This window comes from Aeromonas sp. FDAARGOS 1409 (assembly GCF_019048705.1).
Classification (GTDB): Bacteria; Pseudomonadota; Gammaproteobacteria; order Enterobacterales; family Aeromonadaceae; genus Aeromonas; species Aeromonas sanarellii.
The window spans coordinates 2,238,613-2,260,552 of record NZ_CP077395.1 but is presented as its reverse complement, the minus strand read 5'-3'; the positions used below and the strand labels follow the sequence as shown (position 1 = coordinate 2,260,552).

Here is a 21,940-nt window from a genome sequence, read left to right as displayed (position 1 = left end):
GTTATCTACCAATACACTAAAATCACTAATCATTCCTTGGCCGGTACTTATTAAAATATTGCGCAGCAAGCTTTTTGGCACTAGATAATTCACTCTTGGTAAGCTTTTTTTCTATTAGGCTCAATTGGTACATTGCGTTTTCATTTCTCCCACTCGCCGCTACGGCAAGCCATGCATAAGCCTCTACATTAGATTTCGAGTTGACTCCTAATACGTATTGAGCCTTGCTATATCCCTGCTCAGCCGCCATACGGAACCATTTAAAGGCTTGCTTCTCGTCCCTATCTACACCCTTACCGGTTAAATACTCACTCGCTAAATTGTATTGCGCCTCAGCGTACCCCTGTATAGCCGCCTTGCGATACCAAGCAATAGCCGCCTTATAATTATTATTGTTATGGGATATAACCCCTAAGTTGTTTTGTGCTATGGGATGCCCCTGCTCAGCCGCCTTGACGTACCAATCAATTGCTTGATAAATGGTATTTGTCTGAGTTTCTTCTTCATACCAAGCAGAGTTCCCCAAATTAGAACCTAGTACAACCCTCTCATAGAAGTTTTCATACATTACTCCAAGCTGGAATTGTGCCCAGGCATCCCCCTGTTCGGCTGCTTTGCGATACCAAGTCACGGCGTGTTGCCAATTCTGCTCTACACCTCGCCCCTCCGCGTAACAGAGTGCAAGTTGGTATTGCGCCCAAGCATTACCCTGCTCAGCGGCCTTGCGATACCAGGCAACTGCTTGCTCATTATTTTGGGGTATCCCACGCCCCTCAGCGGTCATACGCTGAAGATGCTGTTCTGCTTCAGTATTCCCATTTTCGGCCAGCAAGCTGTACAAAATCACAGCTTGTTGATCATCCTGCGGTACACCTGTACCTTTTTCATACATCTGCGCGAGGGATAATGTCGCCTCGGTTTTAGCCTTGCCTGTTCTTTGCTCAGCAACCTTACGATACCAAGTAACGGCCTGCTTATCGTCTTGCAGCACACCATTACCTTCTTCATACATGCGCCCTAACTCGAGTTGAGCCAAGACATGCCCCTGCTCAGCAGCCTTGGTATACCAAGCAGCAGCCTGCTTAACATCTTTCTGCACACCGGAACCATCTTTGTACTGCTTAGCAAGATAGAATTGAGCCTCTGCGTCCCCCTGCTCGGCAGCCTTGCGAAACAGGGTTGCCGCTTTTTCCTTATCGCGCGTCACTTCCCTGCCCACTAGATAAATATGCCCGAGGCTTCTTTGTGCAACAGCCAGTCCCTGCTCGGCCGCCTTGCGGATCAAGACAATGGCCTGATCTTGCTCTCCTTTGCCCGGCCTGTACATTCTTCCAAGATCGTATTGTGCGATGGCTAGACCCTGCTCAGCAGCTTTGCTGTACCAAACAGTGGCCTGTTTTTCGTCCATTGGCGCACCGACACCCTTTTCGTACAGGCGCCCCACTCGGTGTTGTGCCTCGGCATTCCCCAGTTCTGCCGCCTTGCTCAACAAAGCAAAAGCCTGCTTATAGTCCTGCGGTACGCCGTCGCCCTCCTGATACATGCGCCCAAGTTGGTATTGCGCATTGGTATACCCCAGTTCAGCCGCTTGGCGATACCAGGCGATAGCCTGCGTGCGATCCTGTGGCACACCTCGCCCGTCCCAGTACATCTGACCGAGGTCGAACTGTGCCTTAGCATTCCCCCGCTCTGCCATCTGGCGGAGAGCAGCAGCGTCAAGAGGTGCATCGTTGGTAGGGCCACAGCCAGCCAAAGCAAGTAAAATAGCTAGCGTCAAGGGGCGAGCAAGAACACGCATAGGACCTCAAAATAAGTAGAAACCAATAGTTGGTTGTTCAAACTATTTTAGAGGGTTTACCTGAACGACAGCCTAAGAATTGATCTGGCAAACGTTTTCCATCTGCGAGATATACGAAGTACAAAGGAGTGTGTGGCCAAATGAGTATATTAAGGCGGCAAACAGTAATTGTTCGCCTCGCAATACAACGGTATTAATAATAGTCACCCTGAACTCCATCGACATCCAGCAATCTAGGGAACTAATGGAACCTATTTTGCTGCTAAAAAGTGCCCGGTGAGACTATAGCCATCTTCATGTTGAAGATCGGATTTCAAACCCAAATATCTTTTCTAAAAAAACATGCCCATTGGTACCAGTAAAGTCAGAAGGCCGGAGAGCGTCCCCAGAGAAATGATGAGCATAAGCAGCAGCCAACAAGGGTCTAGCCTCATAAGGGCCCCTACTGCCAAGATATAAAAGGCTATTTTTGCTGGGACGGAAACTTTTATTTATTTGAAGTCTAAACGGTGCCAACTTATCGTCACCAGGCGCACTTGCTCGCAGACGATCACACTCATCCATCGCATATTGGATATCTTCCAGGCTGATCTCAGCAAAGTATTTAGTTGTGACATTGTTCACTTTTGATGTTTTATTTACCTCAGTTTTAGACGTGTTTTTTTCATTCACAACGCTCTCATCTGCGTGGGACAGATCAAAAGCGAGGATATCGTAATAGATAGCAGGGACTCCGGCCTTGTCCGTAAGGTCAGTAATAGCCTTATGAAAAGCTAAATATTGTTTGTGAGTTTTGATGTAACCCATAGAGGCGTTTTTAGGTATCTTTAGTTCGAGTCTAATGTTCTTCAGACCTACAATAGTGAAACGATCGAGCGGAACATGTTGTAGGGAGATAAGAATACGTTTTTGCGTATCAGTTAACTTTTGGAAGCAGGCGAGTTTTTTTAGTACCAAGTTGAAGAGTTTGGAGCCTCGACCATAGCCCATTTCGGAAGAGAACCCTCTGACTTTGTCCCAGTATTCACATAAATTTATTGTGCTCATATGGACATATTTTTCATACGTTTCGGGATTGGTGATGTTACATATCTCATCATTGGTACTTTTAATATGTCTGATCGCCCACGTCCTGAATAGCTCCGCTGGGTTCTTGTCAGGTAAACCAGGAAATGATCTGTACGTATACCCATTGATGGCTTTTGTGACCACTTCATCAATCGTGTTAATTGATTCAGAAAATAGTTTTTCCGCCATCTCAAACGTAGCGTTAGAACGCAGCTTTTCGATCAGCTCTTCTTCGGAGCGAAAGATGTAGGGTTTGGATGCCAAATTGAGACTCCTTCATCAGAAAGGATCACCACTTCTCGCCCTTATCCAACCAACTTGAAGAAGCTATGGTACAAGGCCATCCACACTGATGGTGACGGTCAGTGTGACCTGTAGTGGTCAACTAACTGTTAGGCCGATTTTCGGCGTCTGTTAGGGCAGCCCATCATTAATGCTGATGTGGTCGCCTCCAGTTGTAGTAACCAATCAGGTAGTAGCTAATTTCAGCGATACCTGGCCAAAACATCGGCAGAAAGCTTCAACGACTGTGCTCCTGACGATATGGCCCCAGCGATCACCCACCGCTATGCCGCTAACGATCTGAGCTACGTCACCCAGTTCATCTATAACCGTCATGCGTGCGCATTCAGCTTCCTGAACGACTGGGTCGATCTGGAAGGGCAGTTAGCCACCCTGAACACCTGAACACCTGAACACCTGAACATGGGTGAGAGACTGCCTTAGAAATCCCCTCATTTTTTAGAAAATAGCAGCACGTTGATAGAATAAACATCTGCTCACTGGTTTAAAAGCCAAACCACGCTACAGGCAGCAGAAAACCTGATTTCCTCTCTTTCGAAGCACTCTCCTATCCGTATGACGAACCATCACAGGATCCTGATGCGGCTAGCTGGGTCAAGAGCATGACGGCCAGTGAAAATGGCAATATGAATCGCCCCTGGTTTTCTAGACACTCTGTTGCTGAACAATAAACTGCCTTTCAAACTCTACCGGCGACAGCCCATCATTGGAACCATGACGCCTGATTGGGTTGTAAAACATCTCGATATAATCAAACACATCGCTGCGGGCTTCGTCTCTTGTCGCGTAAATCCTGCGCTTGATCCGCTCCCGTTTGAGCAACTGGAAGAAGCTCTCGGCGACCGCGTTGTCGTGACAGTTGCCACGTCGGCTCATGCTGCAACTCAGGTTGTGTGCCTTCAGAAAGTCCTGCCATTCACCACCGGTAAACTGGCTGCCCTGATCCGAATGCACCAATACCGGCTGCTTGGGCTTGCGCCGCCAGACGGCCATCAATAGCGCATCCACCGCCAAGTCTGCCGTCATGCGTGGCTTCATCGCCCAGCCGACGATCTGGCGAGAGAACAGGTCGAGCACCACCGCCAGGTACAGCCACCCTTCTTGAGTGCGGATGTAGGTAATGTCAGTCACCCAGGAGATGTTGGGGGCAGGCACTTTAAACTGACGTGCCAGCGTGTTTGGGGCAGCCTGTGGGCTCTTGCCTCCATAATGCCCCTTGCGGCGTTGATAGCCCGTTTGCGAACGCAGTCCTTCCCGCTTCATTAATTTGGCCACACGGTGTTTGCCGCAGGCTTCCCCAGCGTCACGAAGGTCGTGATGGATCTTGCGATAACCGTAGACAGCACCACTTTCCAGCCAGGATTGCTTGACCAATCCGGTCAGTCGTTCGTCCTCCTGCTGGCGTGGCGATGCGGGCTGTTTCAGCCACGCGTAGAAGCCACTTCGGTGAACCCCCAGGGTCTGGCACAGGGTAACGACACTGTACCGGTCGAGTCGGGAGGTTATGAACGCGTACCTTTCCTTGACTCGCTGGCAAAGTACGCGGCGGCCTCCTTTAGAATATTGCGCTCCTCGGTGACCTGGCGCAGTTCGGTTTTCAGACGGCGGATCTCGACTTGCAAGGCAGACTCTTCGAGCAGCTGGTCAGCGGGCTTACCGTACTGCTTGAGCCAGGCATACAGACTGTGGCTGGATACCCCAAGGGATCGTGCAACATCAGCTACCGGCCGCCCGCGCTCGGTGACTTGTTTAACCGCTTCGATTTTGAATGTTTCTGGATAACGCTGACGGGTCATAACACCTCCAATAGTTGCCTCATTTTAAGGCTGTGAGGTGTCTAGGGAACTGGGGGCGATTCAGTATCTCACGGCAAAAGTGAGATACCGATATCACGGTTTAACCGCTCGATGCTCGGTTTTAACCTTCACAACTTCCTAACCTAACTGGTCTTCCCAGCTTTTTCAGCCGGTTATTACCAGATGATAACTGGCTCTGGAGATTTCTAGGATAGTGGGGACGGCTCAGACTGCTTTGACATGGCTGAAAAAAAAGTGGCCATCGACTATCAGTCCGAGCCATAAATAGTCGCTGCTTGCCTAGAGAAATATTGGGGAGTCCCATGACAATCACAATATTATTTTTATCTATACTCATCAATGGGATAAAATTTAGTTCCTTCCCCAGAACTAGGCATAGATTCTAGGTATAGAGTTTTTCGACCTACGATTAGACCAAGTACTGGGTGTTTATCTTTGCGCTTTAGGGCGAGTTTTTGCCATTCAATCAAGTCAGTTTCTGACGGCGACGGGTAATCTTGAGGATGCGTGTGCCACTCTCCTATGTATCGGATCAAACCTTCACTTTCGGTCCACTGCTTATGTGCGATCTGTTCATGTAAATTATGCATTCGTTCAAAAAACATCCTGAGCCGCCGATCAAACCTTGTTGGTTCGGTGGCTTCAATAATTTCTAAGTGTGATCCTCTAACATAGCCTAGTAAAATCCCGCCCCCTTCCAAGTCTGATGGCCCAGATTGAATATGGTGCAGAAACACTTCAATCACCGATGGGCGGATATAAATCAGATTACGTCCTTGGTTAGCTGACCATTCTGCTACGAAGTGCATGCCGGACAGGCCTCAATCCTTGGAGGATCGCAATCAACTGTCGCTAATGTAAATCCACTGTCCGTAATCTTGGTACGCAAGGAAGGACTGGTTTTACCATTTGCCCACGCCAGTACCATCTCAACACCTAACGCTGCCGCTTGTATTGATACAGTTGCAGGAAATGGAACATATAACCCTTCGCAGCCATGCCCCGCCATAACATATGGTACCTCTCCTTCGACGGTTGGGAATTGTCTGGCTCTTGAGTACGTAGAGAGACACCTGTAACAGGCACCATCCCCAGGTTTTTTAAGAAGAGCACGGACAGCAGTTCCAGGGCCTTCAATCCATACCGACAGAATTGGCGTTGATGAGACATAATTGGCGGCTAGCCAATGTCCTAAGGCCTCTTCACCAGTTGCATCAATCAACAAGTCAATATTCCCCAGATGAGCATCGCGCACATCGACTTCGAGAGCTCGAACTTCGATTCCAGGGGAGTCAAATTGAAGCATCATGCTGACGCCCCAAGCTTTATTTTTTAAAGAAAATGGTAGTCCCAAACGATGTCTGCCAACGTTCTGCGGCATCAACAGCTCAAAATCCACAAGTGTAAGTTTGCCTCCTCCCGTCCCTGCTCCAGCCTTCGCTAGCTGGTCGGCTAAGTAACCTCCGATAGTTCCACACCCGACCAAGGCAATCTTCAAACCGGCCAGTGTTTTTAAGGTTGGAATATTTCTCTGTGTAATGTAGTGCTCATCAATACGAGCCATTGTCAGTCTTGTTACCCGAAAGCTGTAGAGCCTTTCAGTACCTCTGGCGTACTTAAATCTCTCATCGTCTAATATGGACTGCTCAAAATGTACTTGAAAGCCATAATTGAGATTTGGGGATTTGATGAGAATGACAACATCAATGTGCTTCTTTCTGTATGCTTCATCGATACGTTGTAAAATTTTTCTGGCACATCTCTTATCCAATTCTCTCTGCCATTGCAAAATATCAGCGACAGTCTGTGGAGGCCAAACACTCTGACTAGGTCGAGGTTGTGCGACAGTTCCGACAAGATAAGCCAGTATCGCCTCTCTTTTAGAGTAGAAGCTGAGAGTATTGATTCTATGGTTCGTGCGCTCTTGATCATCAGTGAGTACTGGTGTTCGCTCACCCTTATCTGAAATCACGCAAAAAGCAGGTATTTCTCCCAGAGCCGGCTTTTGCACGTCAAAAATGCAAAATTTACTGTACCAATGAACTAAAAATTCTTCTGCTAAGTCTTCAACCATTTCTCCCCTGAGTACACACCCCAAAACACGTTCAGCTTCAGCTAAGCATCTAAGTGTCTGGCCAATTGGATCAAAGATATCGAGAACAACTGTGCTAGCAGCCAGATAGCAAAGCCATCCGCTTGCGCCAAGGTGTGGCGTAACTGGCCTCAATGACGCGGGTAGCTTTTTAAGCTTTACAACTGGTAGGGAAAAAAAGTGCGGATCGACCGTGAAACTGCAAGGAAATGTCCCTTCGGAAGTATTCAGCGGGCCTTCAAACTGAATCCACCGCTCTGGCGTGCGCCCACGGTAGTTGAAACCGCGGGATTGCATTTCCAGAATAAGATCAGGTAATGCTGCAACCATTTTGGTTATCCAGCCTTGGTGCGACCAACTAACTCGCTAGCAGCGGCTTGGGCTGGTACTGCCGCAATGGTTGCGGCGACGGTTACTTTTTTGACCCTACTAGGACGATAAGGGAAACGAGGTCCGAACATGTTGATCATCCATTTACACGCGACAGTCTCATCAGAGGCATTTACCGCGCCATTAAGATAGTTTTCGAACATCTCAAATTTCTTGGCAGCCTCTTCAAGTGCATCTTCCGACATGCGCCCGCTCAGAGTTTCCTCATCATCAACCGGATTGCTCACACCGTCCCTAAGCGCCGCAGGAAGTCCCTTCAACACCTCGAGAAGTGCCAAGTCATCCCGGCGATCCATCTTCGAAAACAATGGTGCAGCAGCAGCCATCAACAAGATGGAAGACGGACCACCAGTCTTCCATTGCCAATCGCGGAACGCCTTCAAGTAACGAACAACACGACGAAGCTGTTCACCCTTCTCCTCTACCTGTTCCACGAACCAGTCTTTGACCGGTCGGGGGTCAGAAGTCACCCAGTCTTCCTCACGGTGAGCCAGTAGCACTTCGTTGACTGGAAGTCGTGTCCAAGAATCTGCCTTACGCGTATTTACAGCATCCATAAGACTATCAAAGCCATAACTGGCTGCCGCCTTTTCCAACTGAACATACTCGTCATCAGGGATTGAGTATAAGGGAACGTCAATATGAGCTGTCGCCGAGATTTCAATACGAATACAGGTCGGTTTGTCAGACAGCAGCTTCCAATTTTCGCTCCGCTTTGATTCGACTAACGGCCTCAATGCTTCTTCTGCAGCTTTGAAGAAAATGCTGCTGGCAACACTGGGCTTTTTAGTGACCTTCAAAAAACTGATTGGCAGGTACACACCGTCATCGACATCAGACTGCTGTGGTGGCAAATGCGCGGGGCTATTGAGCGTTTTGTATGCCCACGAACCTTGGGTAAAGAAGCGCGGCAGAGGGATGTCGTCTTGTTGATATCCCTGCTCACGAAGCACCCTCGGGATTCCAGAACGAAGACACTGACGGACCTCATTTTTCGCCGACGTGATTTGAAGTCGTTCAGCCGCAGAAAGCTCCAGAGCTTGGAGCAAATTAGGCTCATCTTCGGAGGTGTTGAAAAGAGGTGACAGGTTCAGCATTTAGAGATCCTCCGAGTTTTTGTTGGGGCCGTGGTAGAACATGGGACGAGATGGATTATGAGCACGGAACGGATAGAATCGGCGATCACCTAACGCACGCTGGGCGGCAGCAGTGCCGCGATCACGCAGAGTGTTTGTTGATGCTTCAGACACATCATCCAGTGCCTTGATGTCACTGCTCTGCTGCGGCGTAACGAGATCATCAATCTTGAAATAATTATCACCTAAGGACTGTGAAAGCATGTAGTCGACTGAGGATTCTTGGGCAGATATGACCAGATCAAAAAGGCCCCCCCCCCACCCGATAATCCCTTGATCCAAATCCTTTCCGCCGCTCACAGTAGCGCCAACCGTCATCGTTCCAATAGCAAGCACACGTATGCAGACATCTTGTTTGGGGGCTAGGAATGTACGTACTTCATGGAGCCCAAATAGCCCAGGAGCATTTCCGACCAAACCCCCATCAACAAAGACTCCACGCTCATTTCGAACCGATGGAAAATACACAGGAGCAGCCGATGTAGCCAATGCGACGTCTACTAGGCTCATGCGATGATCGAGTTCAAACGTTGGATGATGGGGTGTTTTGAAAAACTGGCCACGACCCGTGGTGTAGTTGACTGCAGGTATAAGCACTCGATGTTTCAACTCACCCATGGTGGTTTTACCGAATCGTTGTTCAAGCACTGAGCGTAGACCTGCGTTTGAATGCTTCGCTCGAGTGAGGAAACCCAGTAGTTTACGTATGCTATCTCGTGTGCCAAAGATTTGCTGACCTTGGTCTTCAAACAACGATTTCAGCTCGCTGGCGGGAATCTCGCTTGCAAGGCCAAGTGCAAGCAATCCTCCTGCCGAAGTGCCACAGATCAAGTCAAAATGAGAGGCTATGGGTCGGCCGAGAACCTGTTCAAATTCTTTGAGTATGGTGGCAGAGTACAACGCTCTGTACCCACCACCCGAAAGGGCTAGCACGTGGTACGTAGGCAGATGTTCGATGTCATTAGCCATTTCACCTCTCTTGGGACTTATCTCTGAAAAAATGCCACTACTACATATAGTGATAAATTTTAAAAAAAAGCGCACATATTGTTATACGCTCATTTTTGAATGATTCCAAGATAACAGTAGTGACTCCTCCTGATGGACGAGAAAAGTAGAGACTTGTCAAATCTGGTTGTCTTGGACGGGGTTTCCAAATCCTGATAGTTCGAGTGGAATTTAAGAGTGCCCGTTGTTCTCATCACCATATTTCACTTCAAGCCAGCATCATGGGATGCTGAATCGGTCAATAAGACGCCTGTATAGCGATTTAGCAACCTAATAAGCCACTTTGACCTCACTACCCTCCGAACCTCCGCAACAAGATCATCCTGGCCTTCTCGGCCTGCTAAAACGTTCCTCCCCTTGCTGCCTGCTTTTGCCACCGGATCCCATAAAAGCAAAGGGGCCAGTTCGCACTGGCCCCCCCTTACTCTTAAAACTGCTCGATGTGTGTCGTCTCCTCCGGTGTTTCCGATGTGGGGGGGACGTTGATGCTACCCGCCTTGCTGCTTGAGAATCGGCTAAAAATTCGCTTTGATGGTTCGCATTTTGGCAGCGAATCCTTCAGGCTGTCACTCTCTCCGGCATGGCTACTGACGACCTCACCAGTACTGCCAAACAATCGATTCAAATAGAACGAGTAAACGCCACTATCCACACCCGCTACCTTGATCTTTCTTACATAGCGGTCTGGTGCATACCTCTCAAGATACTGGTTATCTAACAACCATGCTTTAACAGCTTCACTCATGCTCGGAACCAGTTTGTCAAACTGCTCCTTAAAGATGTAACACCGTTCGCCTTCTATGAAGCCTAGGAGCTCCCTCGTTACAACGGCTGGCTTGCCAAGGTGAATTTTATGTCGTTGGAGCGCTACCGTATTCTTGAATTGGGTAGCGGCTCGGGTAACGTCATCCAGTTGCTCCTCCAAGGACGCAACCCAGCGATTGGCACCCTCAAGCACGGCGGCTTCCACCTCATTCTCGGTATAGGGCAACACACCCAGCTCGATACCATACAAGCCGGTAGCCAGCGTTATAGCGAAGAAATCCAGGCCACGACGAACCAAAGGTGAATCCATCGCGCCATTGACCATCTGCATCAGGCGCTCGGCACACTCATGAACCCGGTTGCGAACTAACTCTTGCAAAGCCTCATAAGAAGTGGCCTCCGGCAAGTTCAACAGCCCTTGTGCCAAAGCCGGAAGGGCTGTGCCGTAGTATTGACCACAGGCCGCTTTGAGTTGGTCAATCCGGGCTTTGGCTTGGGCCAGGGTTTCGTCGGGCAATTTCGCATCATCGGGGTGAACCTCGATGTTGAGCATCCGCACATAGACACCGGAATTGGCGCTGCCACCCGTTTTCCTCAGATAGTCATCTGTGCTGAGTTCACCAGTGGATATAATACAGAGGATGGCTGAGTCTTGATCCTCCTTCTCATCCCCACCCGTTTCACACCTTCCTTTGGTTTTCCCATTGGATAGGGCATAGATGGTTCCGTCGAAATTTTTGCTGTTGTGTGACCCAAGCTCATCCAGTACTAACCCCATACCGTGGTGACTTTTTGCCACAGCAAACAGCCAATTCGTCGTGCCATGCCACTTCCTGATAGCAGACCCACCATCTTTGCTTGGGTCAGTAGCTCGTCCTACGACACTCTGTGCCATCTGCGCCCGAGTCGTCTTGCCGCCTGAGCTGAGCCCATGCAAGTGAACAATAACCGTCCCCTCCTTCAGGAGGTTCAACAATACATTCCCAAGCATCGCCAAAATCGGAAAAATCATGTTAGGGAGCTGCCGGACAGGCCCAGCCACATGCTCTTGCCATTCCAGCAAGGTGCCTTGTGCTCTCAGTTGCGGCAATGCTTTACGGATTTGATAGCTGAGCTTGGTTTCCGGGGTTCCAATGTTCCGCTGTAGCACGGTCTCATGCGATATATAGATCAACTTTCCAGAGATAAATCCAGCCTGCTCAACGCGATAAATTGGCTCAATTGAGTTCCATCTTGAGCAGTGGTTCATAAACCGAGAAAGCTGCCGATCGTCATGACCATAATACCCAACACGTAGCTCACCCAACTGGACCTTGACCCTTTTCAAGTCATGCAGGACATCATCAAGCAGGACTGTAAAGACATGTGGCTTACCATCATAGCCAATGCAGACCAACACCAACCCTTTGAACTGATTGTTATTATCAATAATGCAATTGAGCGGAAGGATTAACGTATCGAACAGCTCAACGGGCTTCCTTCCTTCAAGGTTCACCACTTTCAGGTCAGGGCTAACAACGTAGTGCTCGGGTAACAGACTGGATTTCATCCATGTTTGGAGTTCATCAATGGTATACGACAGATGAGTACCATCCGACCTGATGGGACGCTCAGAAGAGCCCTTCCCCTGATTAAGGGCTAGCCCCTCTTCGGATGCCAGATAGGTCGCTTCTTGAGACCACTGATGGATACGCGCCAGTTCTTGCAGCGCTAAGTTTTGATGGCTGCAATAGGGTTCGTTGGGCACTAATAAAGCTGACTCTGATGGCCGAACTACCGGAGCGATAGCAGAGACAGGCACTGATTCTGGCGCGGATGCCTCCTGAATGGGGCCTAATGCCGAACCTGTCGGCGATACACCCTGACCAGCACTATTGGGGGCTCCTAGAGACCCATTACGGGACTCCTCAATAGAACAGAAACGATTCTGTTTGCAGTTATCATTTGTTTTTGAAAGACTCATAATTCTCTATGGGGGAGGCTCCCTCCCCCATCTCCTAAAGTTGGTTAGCAGGTGAGGTTGGGGAGGTCCCAGACGGTGTGAAGTGCGTCGACGGCCTTGACCAACGTCTTATCGTGGTACCTGGCGTACCTTTCAGTCATCCGAGGAGAGCTGTGGCCCAAGACTTTCTGCAAGACATCGAGCGAACAGCCCTTGTTCAGCAGTGAAGTCGCGACGGTATGACGGGCATCGTGGATGCGTACCTCTGTTAGCCCACAATCATTGCAGACTCGGTACCAATACCGACGTGGTTCTGAAATTTGAGAGACACAGTCCTGGCCTCGAAACAGCAGACCAGTCGTGCCATGGCGCTGGAGTTGAAGTCGAATTAACCCCAGAGCGAATTGATTAAGCGGTATTAACCTTTCCCGACCAGACTTACTGGTAGGTAGGTACGCTATCTGTCGATTGAGATCGCAATCTTGCAGCTTTAGAGCTCTGGCTTCTCCCATCCGGGAGCCCGTTGCGAACAGGAAGAGCAACAGACGAGCCTTTTCTTCGTCAATGTCTTCCATCAAGCGAGCGACCAGCTTATTGACTGTCTCATCGGGTAAGCCCTTGGGAGGCAGGACAGGCTCGTATTTGGCGGGTATACCTGCTGCGGGAGACGATTTGAGTATGCCGCGCTCCACTGCGAAGGTCGCAATAGCCTTAATCTGCGCTAGGTAGCGATTCACCGTAGCAACAGATTTGGTTTTAGCTTGCTCCGCTTGAAAGCGCTCGATGTCATCACGGTTGACACGGTTCAGTGGCTTGTGCCCTAAGGCTGCAACGATTGGCTTTATACGGGACTTAATAGTCCTGATAGAAAGATGAGTTTCCTGCACTGCGGGTAGGTAATCATCATAAATGAAGCGCTCTACCGATAAACTAGCGTAATAGGTTTGCTCGAATCCATCTGGATCAATGATGAACTCCGCCAACAGTTTACGTGCTTTGTCGCGTATCACTTTGAGGCTAGCCTCACTGGTGCTCGCAATCCTTTTCCGACGATGCTTTTTTCTGTGCGTATCGAAGTAGCCGACCTTGGTACCAGATTTATAAGTAATCCATATGAGCCTAGGTACGTACTCGTCTTTTACCTCTTTTTGTTTGGAGACGTGTTCTCCACACGACTCCTGCCTACTTTTAGCAGTTGGCGTTGACACTTCGCTGCTCACAACTACCTCTCTAACCATAACCGCCGGGATTGACGGTTATGGGAGGCATTTTGCATTTTCATAGCCAAAGAACAACCGCTCAAAAAATGATCAACACATTGATATTTAATGCATTTTTTTATGTGTGAAGGTTCTGAAGGCCGTCTGGAGAGGCGATTCAGAGGCAAATTTCAGGATCGTCCTCTGGAGACCGACTTTTTGAATCTCGTGAAAAACGCTCCTGATTTACTGGGGTGATCGTGATTTGCTAACCCGAAAAAGCTTGTCGATTGAGCCCTTTTGTAAGGTGTAACCAAGATTCGTTTTTGTGATTTGAGTCACAATAAATTTGAGTTCACCCGCCGAAACACCATCAATTCTCTTCTTCACAGGGACGCTGAGGAGCTGACGACCGGAGGTACAGAGGCCGCGACACACCAAACCCTGTCTGGTCAATTTCTGGTAACTTTTCAGCGCACAAAAAACATGCACGTTAGTTCATCCGTTTTTTGACAAAAAATGGGCTCACTTGTTGGAGGCTCGGGATGGGTGAGAGAGCGAAAAGGTAATTCTATAAAGGGAAAAAACCTCGATAGCAGAACCTGCCGACAACCGGATCCCGGTGTGGAGTCAGGGGCTCCTTGCACACTATCTCGCCACTTGGTTCACCCTATGCAAAAACATGCCAGAAACTGGGGCTTCAAGGTTGACACCCCAGTCCAGAAAGGGTTTAATGCGCGCCGTTGCCCAGATAGCTCAGTCGGTAGAGCAGGGGATTGAAAATCCCCGTGTCGGCGGTTCGATTCCGTCTCTGGGCACCAAGACTCTTCCTCCGTAGTTCAGTCGGTAGAACGGCGGACTGTTAATCCGTATGTCACTGGTTCGAGTCCAGTCGGAGGAGCCAAATTTGAAAGGCCCGCTCAATCGAGCGGGCCTTTCTGCATCTTGTCCTTCCCCGGGCGCGTCATCCTAGTAGCGGTTCTCGTCGCCGTGCCACACATGCCCTGCCGAACAGGCCCGCGCGACCTCGTGACAGGGGTCGTCCGCATGGCGGCGGAAGAAATGCTGATCCTGTTGCAGCAGGAGCGAACTCATCGAGTGATTCATGCCGGCCAGCGCCTCGCCAGCGGTCAATCCTGCAACCCGGTGATCGGTGGCCAAATGGGCCAGAACTTTTTCACGACTATTCATGATCGCCTCCCTCTGTGGATCCCGTCGTAACTTGACCATAGCAGCAGCGCTCCGAATATCGCAAACCCGCGCCAGCAAAGGGCTTCAGGCCGGTCCTGGTTAGTGCCCGGGGCGACAGACATGAAAAAGCCCGCTCATCAAGAGCGGGCTTTTGCTTCATTCTGCTAGCCGCCGTTGCAGGCCGCCAGCAGCAGGGTGGCCCCGCAGGTGGCGCTGAAAACCAGCAAGCCCGCCTGCAACACCCCCTCCGGATCCGTCTGTTTCCTTTTCTTCCTGAACCTTGTCCATCTAGGCTTCATCGAGCCTGCTCCATCCTTTCCTGCACCCCTGCCCTTCTCGGCAGGCGGCCCATCTTGGTCCGGGGAGACACCCGCCGTCAATCGCCCGGGCGCAATAATTCAGCTCCCCGCTCCCGCCATGACCACGGCCCATCATCTTGTTAACCATCAGGAAAACCGGCGTGACCCCTCTGCGCGCCAGGGCTATGATGAAGCCGACGATTTCCACCCCAGGGAGACCCCAGATGAGCAGCCCCTTGCACTACGTGCTGGATGGCATCCATTGCGAGCCACACTTCTTCACCGTGCCCCTCGACCACCAGCGACCGGACGACGAGGAGACCCTCACCCTGTTCGGTCGCACCCTCTGTCGCCAGGACAAGCGAGACGCTGATCTGCCCTGGCTGCTCTATCTGCAGGGGGGCCCGGGCTTCGGCGCCCCGCGCCCGACCGCAAGCGGCGGCTGGATCAAGCGGGCCCTGCAGGAGTTTCGGGTGCTGCTGCTCGATCAGCGCGGCACCGGCCACTCCAGTCCCATCCACGCCGAGGCCCTGGCGGGGATGTCCCCCCGGGAGCAGGCGCACTACCTCGGCCATTTTCGCGCCGACAGCATAGTGCGGGATGCCGAATACGTTCGCGAGGTACTGAGCCCGGGTCGCCCCTGGAGCCTGCTCGGCCAGAGCTTCGGCGGTTTTTGCAGCCTCACCTACCTCTCCCTGTTCCCGGACAGCCTGCACGAGGTCTACCTCACCGGCGGGGTGGCCCCCATAGGTCGCAGCGCGGACGAGGTCTACCGCGCCACCTACCGGCGGGTGGCGGACAAGAACCGCGCCTTCTTCACCCGCTTCCCCCATGCCCAGGCCATCGCCAACCGGCTGGCCAACCACCTGCACCACCACGACGTGCGCCTGCCCAACGGCCAGCGCCTGACGGTGGAGCAGCTACAGCAGCAGGGGCTGGATCTCGGGGCCAGCGGCGCCTTCGAGGAGCTCTACTACCTCCTGGAGGACGCCTTCATCGGCGAGCGGCTCAACCCCGCCTTCCTCTACCAGGTGCAGGCCATGCAGCCGTTCAACACCAACCCGGTGTTTGCCATCCTGCACGAATCCATCTACTGCGAAGGCAGCGCCAGCAACTGGGCGGCCGAGCGGGTCAGGGGCGAACACCCCGAGCTCAACTGGGCACCGGGCAAGGATTTCGCCTTCACCGGCGAGATGATCTTCCCCTGGATGTTCGAGCAGTTCCGCGAACTCATTCCCCTGAAGGAAGCCGCCCATCTGCTGGCCCAGAAGGCGGACTGGGGCCCTCTCTACGATCCGGCGCAGCTGGCCCGCAACCGGGTGCCGGTGGCCTGCGCCGTCTATGCCGAGGACATGTACGTGGAGTTTGACTACAGCCGCGACACCTTGCGGGGGCTTGGCAACAGCCGCGCCTGGATCACCAACGAGCACGAGCACAACGGCCTGCGGGTCGATGGCGAACAGATCCTGAACCGGCTCATCCGCTTGAACCGGGATCGCTGATCCCGCGCGGGCAACGCCCCCACCACAAAAAAAGAATATCGAGGGCGGCCCATGAGCCGCCCCGCCCATGGAAGCAACACAAAATAATAAGGACACCCATTGGATCACCCGGAAATCTCGGCCGGCTGGCTGAGTCGCCTCTTCTATCGCTGGACGGGCCCGCTGCTGCGCAAGGGGCTGAGCCAGCCCCAGGTCGGTCTCGACGATCTCTACCCCCTGCTGCCGGAGGACAGGCGCGACGAGCGCGCCGACGCCTTCCTCGCGCTCACCGCCCGCCAGCCGGTACGCCCCTGGCCCATCACCGCCTTTATCTGGCGCCACTACAAGGGGCGGATTGGCCTGCTCACCCTGCTGCAACTGCTCGGCATGCTGGCGACCCTGGCCAGCCCCTGGCTGCTCAACCACGGCATGACCCAGCTCGGTACCGACGCCACCACCAGCCACAAGCTGCTGCTGGCCCTGGCCCTGTTTGCCTCCGTGCTCGCCTCCGGCATGCTGGCGGAGCACTCCCTGCAACTGGCCCTCAAGATGCACGTCCCCATCCGCCGCCTGCTGGCGGAGTCCCTGCTCGCCAAGGTGATGAAGCTGGGGGGCAAGAGCTTCGACGACCGGGCCGGTGGCCGGGTGCAGAACCTCATCAACCGGGACGTCTGGGACATTACTTGGATTCTTGCGGACCCCGCCATGCCGCTCACCATGGCACTACAGCTGGCGGGCACCATCACCCTGCTGGTGTGGCAGGTGGGCAGCGCCGGCCTGGTGGGCTTCGCGGTGCTCGCCCTGCTGCTGCTCGTCTCCACCCGGGTGGTGCGGCGCATGAACCAGCAGGAGCAGCAGCTCAAGCGCCAGCAGGACGAGCGCAACGGCATCCTGGCGGAATACATCAAGAAGCTGCGGCTGGTGCGCCAGAACGGGCTGGGCCCCTTCTTCACCGGGGCGGCCAACGCCAAGCGCCGGCAGGAGCTGGGAGTGCTTGGCCGGGTACTCAGGCTCGATGCCCTCAACGAAGGGCTGATGCTGAGTACTCCGCTGCTGGTGACGCTCGCCACCTTCACCACCTACCTGGTGTCGGGCAACACCCTCACCCTGCCCCAGGTGTTCACCACCATCGCCCTGTTCACCGTGCTGCGCATCCCCATGATGCGGCTGCCTTACCTCATCCGCACCCTGATCAACTTCAACACCGGCTTCAACCGGCTGTGCGAATTCCTCAACAGCCCCGAGCAGCACCGGGATCTCGACGACCCCAACCTGCCGGCAGGGGCCTTGCAACTGGATTGCGTCACCGCCCTGCACCAGCAAAAGCCGGTGCTGGAGGGGATCAGTCTCGCCATCGCACCGGGGGAGCTGGTGGGGATTACAGGCCCCACCGGGGCGGGCAAGAGCTGCCTGTTGCACCTCATCGCCGGCTTCGACGACGGCTTCGAGGGCAGCATCCGCCGCTATGGCCGGGTCGCCCACCTGGGGCACAAGCCCTGGCTGATGAACGACAGCATCCGCAACAACATCCTGTTCGGCCAGCCCTGGGATGAGGCGCGCTATCGCTGGGTGCAGGGCGCCTGCGCCCTCACCGCCGATCTCGAGCTGCTCAGCCACGGGGATCAGACCCTGGTGGGGGAGCTCGGCACCCGCCTCTCCGGCGGTCAGCAACAGCGGGTCGCCCTGGCCCGCGCCCTCTACGCCCGGGCCGATATCCTGCTGCTGGACAACCCCTTGTCTGCGCTCGACCCCGTGGTCGCGGCCCAGGTGCTGGCGCAGGGACTCGCCTTCAGGCCGGGACCGACCCGGCTGCTGGTGAGCCATGACCCCGACGTGCTGGCCCGCTGCGATCGGGTGATCCGCATCGAGCAGGGCCGACTGGTGGAGCTAGACGCCCACCAGCTGGCAGACCTCATCCAGCACCCGCAGCCTGCCCCTCTGCTCACCCCCCAGGAGGCGGAGCAGTTCAGCGAGGAGAAGGTGGTGGAGGGCAAGGTGGACTGGGGACTGTTCGGCTTCATGTGGCAGCGCCTGGCCGCCCCCGGTGCCATCCTGATCGCCCTGCTGCTCACGCTAGGTCAGGAGGGGCTGCGCATCGCCTCGGATCTCTGGCTCGGCGGCAAGGCCGAGGTGAGCGATGTCAGCACCCTGCTCGGCATCTATGTGCTGCTGGGGGCTGGATCGCTGGTCTGCATCATGGTGGTGCGGGTCATCAACTACAAACTCGGCCTCAGGCTGGCCTGGACCCTGTTCGACGGCATGCTGGGGCGCATCAGCCGCGCCCCCATGGCCTTCTTCGACAAGGTGCCCCAGGGGCGCATCCTCAACCGCTTCGATCGGGATCTCGGGGAGGCCCAGGAGATCCTGCTCTCCATGCTGATGGGGCTGTTCGGCATGCTGGTGTCGGTAGCTCTGCAGGTGGTGGTGATCGGCATCAACATCCCCCTGCTGCTGCTCATCGTCCCCCTGGTGGGCTGGGCGCTCTACGTGCTGCAGCGCCGCTACCGGGCGGTGCAGCTCAAGCTGCGGCGCCAGTCCTCGGTGCTGCGCTCCCCGCTCTACATCAGCATCAGCGAGACCATCCGCGGCGCCCCCGCCCTGCGTCTGGCCGGGGCCGAGCGCTTCGCACTGGATCAGGTGCTGCATCACTATGACAACAACCTGCGCAGCTGGTACACCACCACCTCCATCAACCGCTGGCTCGGCATGCACCAGACCCTGCTCTCCGCCGCCCTGGTGGGTGCCGTGGCGCTAATGGTGGCCTTTGGCAACAGCCCGCTGCTGGGTGCCGTGGCCATCACCTACGCCTTTACCGCCTCGGCCATGCTCAATTCCCTCATCCGTACCTTCGCCGAGGTGGAGCAGGTGATGAACGCGGTGGAGCGGGTGCGGGAATACAGCGAGATAGAGAGCGAGCGCCAGGAGGGGGAGGCCCTCGCCACCCTCCATCCGGCGGTGCGCTTCGACAACCTGGGGCTGCGCTATCCCGGCGCCAGCCAGTGGGCGCTGCACAGGGTGAGCTTCGAGCTGGCCCCCGGCGAGAAGGTGGGCGTCTGTGGCCGCACCGGGGCGGGCAAGAGCTCGCTGCTGGGGGTGCTGCAGGCCATGTATCCCGCCTCCCAGGGGGAGATCCATTACGGCGATCAGCCGCTCTCCCGGCTTGCGCCTGAGGCGGTGCGCGCACTCTACGACACCGTCTCCCAGATCCCCCTCACCTTCTTCGGCACCCTGAGGGCAAACCTGGCCCCCCTGGCTGCACACGACGACGCCGCGCTGGAACAGGCCCTGGCCCGGGTGGGGCTGGCCGAGCGCTGCGCCGGCCGGCTGGATGAGGATCTCGACAGGCTGCAACTCTCCGCTGGCGAGACCCAGCTGCTGGTGATCGCCCGCATCCTGCTGTCGCACCGACCGCTCATCGTGCTGGACGAGGCCACCTCGGATCTCAGCCACGGCGGCATGCGCAAGATGGCGGAGCTGCTCTATCGCTACCGCCCGGAAGCCAGCTACCTGGTGATCGCCCACCACCTGGAGCCGCTCTTGTCGGTGGACAAGGTGGTGGTGATGGAGGCCGGCACTGTGGTGGAGCAGGGGTCGCCGGTTAGCCTGCTGGCCAACCCGGACTCCCGCTTCCACCGCCTGTTCGCCGGCCAGGTCAACCGTCAGGTGGAGGAGCTGATCAGATAGCGCCGAAACAAAGAGGGCTGCCCAGGGGCAGCCCTCTCGCCATGCCTCGCGCCTCAGCGCTCCATGATCTGGGTGATGTCGTCCTTATTGATCAACATCTCCCGCCCCTCTTCGTCGTAGTAGCGGTACATGCCCGTGTCCTCATCCAGCCTGGGCTTGCTGTCGGTGGTAATCATCTTCCCGTCCCGGGTGCTCATGATGTATTGGGAGCTGCACGCCACCAGCCCCAGGGCACACACCAGGATCATCGTCAGTCGTTTCATCGCCCGCCTCTTCTCCCTCTGGCATCCTCAGGACGAGGATGTTTCTTGAAGCCTAGCTCAGGCGCCTTCCCCCGAATGAGTGCCGCCAGAATATGAGAACAGCGAGGCTGAACAGCGAATTGACAGTGGGATATGCCAGGATGCACCAATGAAAAAGGCCGGACATGGGTCCGGCCTCTGGTTTCCATCGGTGCAAACATCACTCGGCAGGCTTGCGCTCGCCGGTGACCGTGGGGTTGGCAGGGTCGGCACTCCACTCGTACCAGCCGCCGTCGTAGACGCTGATCCGCTTCCAGTTCATCAGCCAGGCGTAGAAGAAGGCCTCGGAGGCGCGCCAGCCGGTGCCGCAGTAGAAGGCGGCCTGCTGGGTCGGCTCGATGTGCCACTCGTCCCACATGGCGAGGATCTCCCGGGCCGGCTTCATGGTGCCGTCCGGGTTGTGGAAGTCGCTCATGCTGTTGGCATCCACGCCCCCACGACCCCACTTGGCCCCGGGGATGTCGCCCTTGGGCTTGATGTAGCTGTAGCCGGAGGTGTTGCCGACGAACTCGTCCCAGGTGCGCACGCTGACCAGGGCGCCGTCGGGCTGCTTGAGCAGCTCTTTCGCCTGACTCAGGGTGGTGTAGTACTCGGGACGGGCCGGAATGGCGACGCCGAACTCCTTGGCCGGTTTGAAGGTGTTGGCCAGGCCGGTCTCGGTGCGCAGGTGCTGCACGAACCAGGCGTCCAGGCCGCCGTCCAGCAGGCGCACGTCCTCGACGCCCGCGTACATCATCAGGTGCGCCGCCCGGGCTGCCGCCATGGTGTTGCGACCGTAGAGGATGACGGTGGTGTCGTGGCGAATGCCGTTCTCCAGCAGCAGGGCCTTGAGCGCCTCGTCAGAGACCTTGTTCCAGAGCGGTTCCGCCTCCAGGCGGTTGGTGTCGATGTAACCGGCCCCCGGGATGTGGCTCAGCAGGTAGGCCTTGGGCGCGCCCCAGTCCACTTCGAAGACCTTCCAATCCCCCTTGGGGGCGGCGGCGACCGGCTTGCCGGCCTGCAGATCCGCCAGCCAGAGCGGATAGACCAGCTGCTGCCAGCGGGCCAGGTGCTCCCGGGGAGCCTCCTTCCAGCCCTGCAGCTCGAACAGCTGCTTGATGCCCTGCTGGCGCAGCAGGCGGGCCACCTCGGCCACTTCCCGCGGGGCGCCGTAGAGGGCGACCGGCCGATCGGCCTTCAGCCCCTTGCTTGTCAGCGCCTTGGCCCACTCCTCGTCACTGTATTTCCACTCGGCGGAGAGCAGCTCGGCGCCGGCCACGTGGCCCCCCTGCTTCTCCCCTTCCATGGGCCAGCCCTGATAGAAATAGCTGGGGCGGGTATCCAGGATCACCGCCTGCTTCGCCTTGGCATCGGCCAAGGAGAGGGGCGGCAGTTCGGCGGCCAGAGCCGGCCAGGCAGACCAGAGCAGCAAGGCCGCCAGCGCGGCCCGCCACACAGCTGTCATTCGTTTCATGATGTCGTCTCG

15 protein-coding genes and 2 tRNA genes are annotated in these 21,940 nt (G+C 55.1%); 4 read left to right on the top strand and 13 right to left on the bottom strand.

Translation table 11 applies throughout. The features are described from left to right. Positions 1–25 precede the first annotated feature (25 nt). The 9 genes from I6L39_RS10725 to I6L39_RS10685 form a co-directional block, all read right to left on the bottom strand. Entirely contained in the window at positions 26–1,798 is a 1,773-nt protein-coding gene (locus I6L39_RS10725) for a tetratricopeptide repeat protein (RefSeq protein ID WP_216989643.1), read from the bottom strand. A 294-nt stretch (positions 1,799–2,092) separates the two neighbouring features. Continuing rightward, entirely contained in the window at positions 2,093–3,130 is a 1,038-nt protein-coding gene (locus I6L39_RS10720) for a hypothetical protein (RefSeq protein ID WP_216989642.1), read from the bottom strand. 684 nt (positions 3,131–3,814) lie between these two features. Beyond that, positions 3,815–4,965 (bottom strand): IS3 family transposase gene (locus I6L39_RS10715; RefSeq protein WP_216989641.1). Its coding sequence is split into 2 segments (ribosomal slippage): positions 3,815–4,728 and positions 4,728–4,965, totalling 1,152 coding nucleotides; the frame shifts between segments, so codons are not numbered across the junction. A gap of 344 nt (positions 4,966–5,309) precedes the next feature. Beyond that, positions 5,310–5,795, bottom strand: a complete 486-nt coding sequence (locus I6L39_RS10710; protein WP_216989640.1) for a Mov34/MPN/PAD-1 family protein — start codon at positions 5,793–5,795, stop codon at positions 5,310–5,312. Beyond that, complete coding sequence (locus tag I6L39_RS10705; RefSeq protein ID WP_216989639.1) at positions 5,783–7,408, bottom strand: ThiF family adenylyltransferase; 1,626 nt, start codon at positions 7,406–7,408, stop codon at positions 5,783–5,785. Before I6L39_RS10705 ends, I6L39_RS10710 begins: the two co-directional genes overlap by 13 nt. Before the next feature lie 5 nt (positions 7,409–7,413). Further along, a complete protein-coding gene (locus tag I6L39_RS10700) occupies positions 7,414–8,565 on the bottom strand; it encodes a cyclic GMP-AMP synthase DncV-like nucleotidyltransferase (protein ID WP_216989638.1) in 1,152 nt (383 codons plus the stop codon). Further along, positions 8,566–9,573, bottom strand: coding sequence for a CBASS cGAMP-activated phospholipase (locus tag I6L39_RS10695; protein ID WP_254203628.1), 1,008 nt, complete (start codon positions 9,571–9,573; stop codon positions 8,566–8,568). 466 nt (positions 9,574–10,039) lie between these two features. Further along, entirely contained in the window at positions 10,040–12,340 is a 2,301-nt protein-coding gene (locus tag I6L39_RS10690) for a DUF927 domain-containing protein (protein WP_216989637.1), read from the bottom strand. A 44-nt stretch (positions 12,341–12,384) separates the two neighbouring features. Continuing rightward, complete coding sequence (locus I6L39_RS10685; protein ID WP_216989636.1) at positions 12,385–13,539, bottom strand: site-specific integrase; 1,155 nt, start codon at positions 13,537–13,539, stop codon at positions 12,385–12,387. 724 nt (positions 13,540–14,263) lie between these two features. On the opposite strand from I6L39_RS10685, the gene I6L39_RS10680 reads away from it, so the two are divergent. After that, positions 14,264–14,339, top strand: a tRNA-Phe gene (locus I6L39_RS10680). 7 nt (positions 14,340–14,346) lie between these two features. After that, positions 14,347–14,422: transfer RNA gene (locus I6L39_RS10675), tRNA-Asn, on the top strand. A gap of 65 nt (positions 14,423–14,487) precedes the next feature. Here the strand turns inward: I6L39_RS10675 and I6L39_RS10670 are convergent. Then, positions 14,488–14,709 (bottom strand): hypothetical protein, encoded by a 222-nt coding sequence (locus I6L39_RS10670; RefSeq protein WP_042078030.1) that lies wholly within the window; start codon positions 14,707–14,709, stop codon positions 14,488–14,490. 164 nt (positions 14,710–14,873) lie between these two features. Next, a complete protein-coding gene (locus I6L39_RS20330) occupies positions 14,874–15,008 on the bottom strand; it encodes a hypothetical protein (protein WP_081843827.1) in 135 nt (44 codons plus the stop codon). A 224-nt stretch (positions 15,009–15,232) separates the two neighbouring features. Between I6L39_RS20330 and I6L39_RS10665 the strand changes: the two genes are divergently transcribed. Together I6L39_RS10665 and I6L39_RS10660 are read left to right on the top strand one after the other, a co-directional pair. Next, positions 15,233–16,510, top strand: coding sequence for an alpha/beta hydrolase (locus I6L39_RS10665; protein ID WP_216989635.1), 1,278 nt, complete (start codon positions 15,233–15,235; stop codon positions 16,508–16,510). A gap of 99 nt (positions 16,511–16,609) precedes the next feature. Next, positions 16,610–20,173 carry an ATP-binding cassette domain-containing protein gene (locus I6L39_RS10660; protein WP_216989634.1) on the top strand — a complete coding sequence of 1,188 codons (3,564 nt, stop codon included), beginning with the start codon at positions 16,610–16,612 and terminating at the stop codon, positions 20,171–20,173. Between the two features lie 53 nt (positions 20,174–20,226). On the opposite strand, the gene I6L39_RS10655 is transcribed toward I6L39_RS10660, so the two are convergent. After that, the gene (locus tag I6L39_RS10655) at positions 20,227–20,436 is read right to left on the bottom strand and encodes a YgdI/YgdR family lipoprotein (RefSeq protein ID WP_042078035.1); all 210 of its coding nucleotides are present in this window, start codon (positions 20,434–20,436) and stop codon (positions 20,227–20,229) included. Between the two features lie 199 nt (positions 20,437–20,635). After that, positions 20,636–21,928, bottom strand: a complete 1,293-nt coding sequence (locus tag I6L39_RS10650; RefSeq protein WP_216989633.1) for a sulfurtransferase — start codon at positions 21,926–21,928, stop codon at positions 20,636–20,638. Between the last annotated feature and the right edge of the window lie 12 nt (positions 21,929–21,940).

What these genes read in the sequence shown, in the direction of transcription:
- I6L39_RS10725 (WP_216989643.1), bottom strand. Translation starts at nt 1,798, where the DNA reads ATGCGTGTTCTTGCTCGCCCCTTGACGCTAGCTATTTTACTTGCTTTG.
- I6L39_RS10710 (WP_216989640.1), bottom strand. Translation starts at nt 5,795, where the DNA reads ATGCACTTCGTAGCAGAATGGTCAGCTAACCAAGGACGTAATCTGATT.
- I6L39_RS10705 (WP_216989639.1), bottom strand. Translation starts at nt 7,408, where the DNA reads ATGGTTGCAGCATTACCTGATCTTATTCTGGAAATGCAATCCCGCGGT.
- I6L39_RS10700 (WP_216989638.1), bottom strand. Translation starts at nt 8,565, where the DNA reads ATGCTGAACCTGTCACCTCTTTTCAACACCTCCGAAGATGAGCCTAAT.
- I6L39_RS10695 (WP_254203628.1), bottom strand. Translation starts at nt 9,573, where the DNA reads ATGGCTAATGACATCGAACATCTGCCTACGTACCACGTGCTAGCCCTT.
- I6L39_RS10690 (WP_216989637.1), bottom strand. Translation starts at nt 12,340, where the DNA reads ATGAGTCTTTCAAAAACAAATGATAACTGCAAACAGAATCGTTTCTGT.
- I6L39_RS10670 (WP_042078030.1), bottom strand. Translation starts at nt 14,709, where the DNA reads ATGAATAGTCGTGAAAAAGTTCTGGCCCATTTGGCCACCGATCACCGG.
- I6L39_RS20330 (WP_081843827.1), bottom strand. Translation starts at nt 15,008, where the DNA reads ATGAAGCCTAGATGGACAAGGTTCAGGAAGAAAAGGAAACAGACGGAT.
- I6L39_RS10665 (WP_216989635.1), top strand. Translation starts at nt 15,233, where the DNA reads ATGAGCAGCCCCTTGCACTACGTGCTGGATGGCATCCATTGCGAGCCA.
- I6L39_RS10655 (WP_042078035.1), bottom strand. Translation starts at nt 20,436, where the DNA reads ATGAAACGACTGACGATGATCCTGGTGTGTGCCCTGGGGCTGGTGGCG.
- I6L39_RS10650 (WP_216989633.1), bottom strand. Translation starts at nt 21,928, where the DNA reads ATGAAACGAATGACAGCTGTGTGGCGGGCCGCGCTGGCGGCCTTGCTG.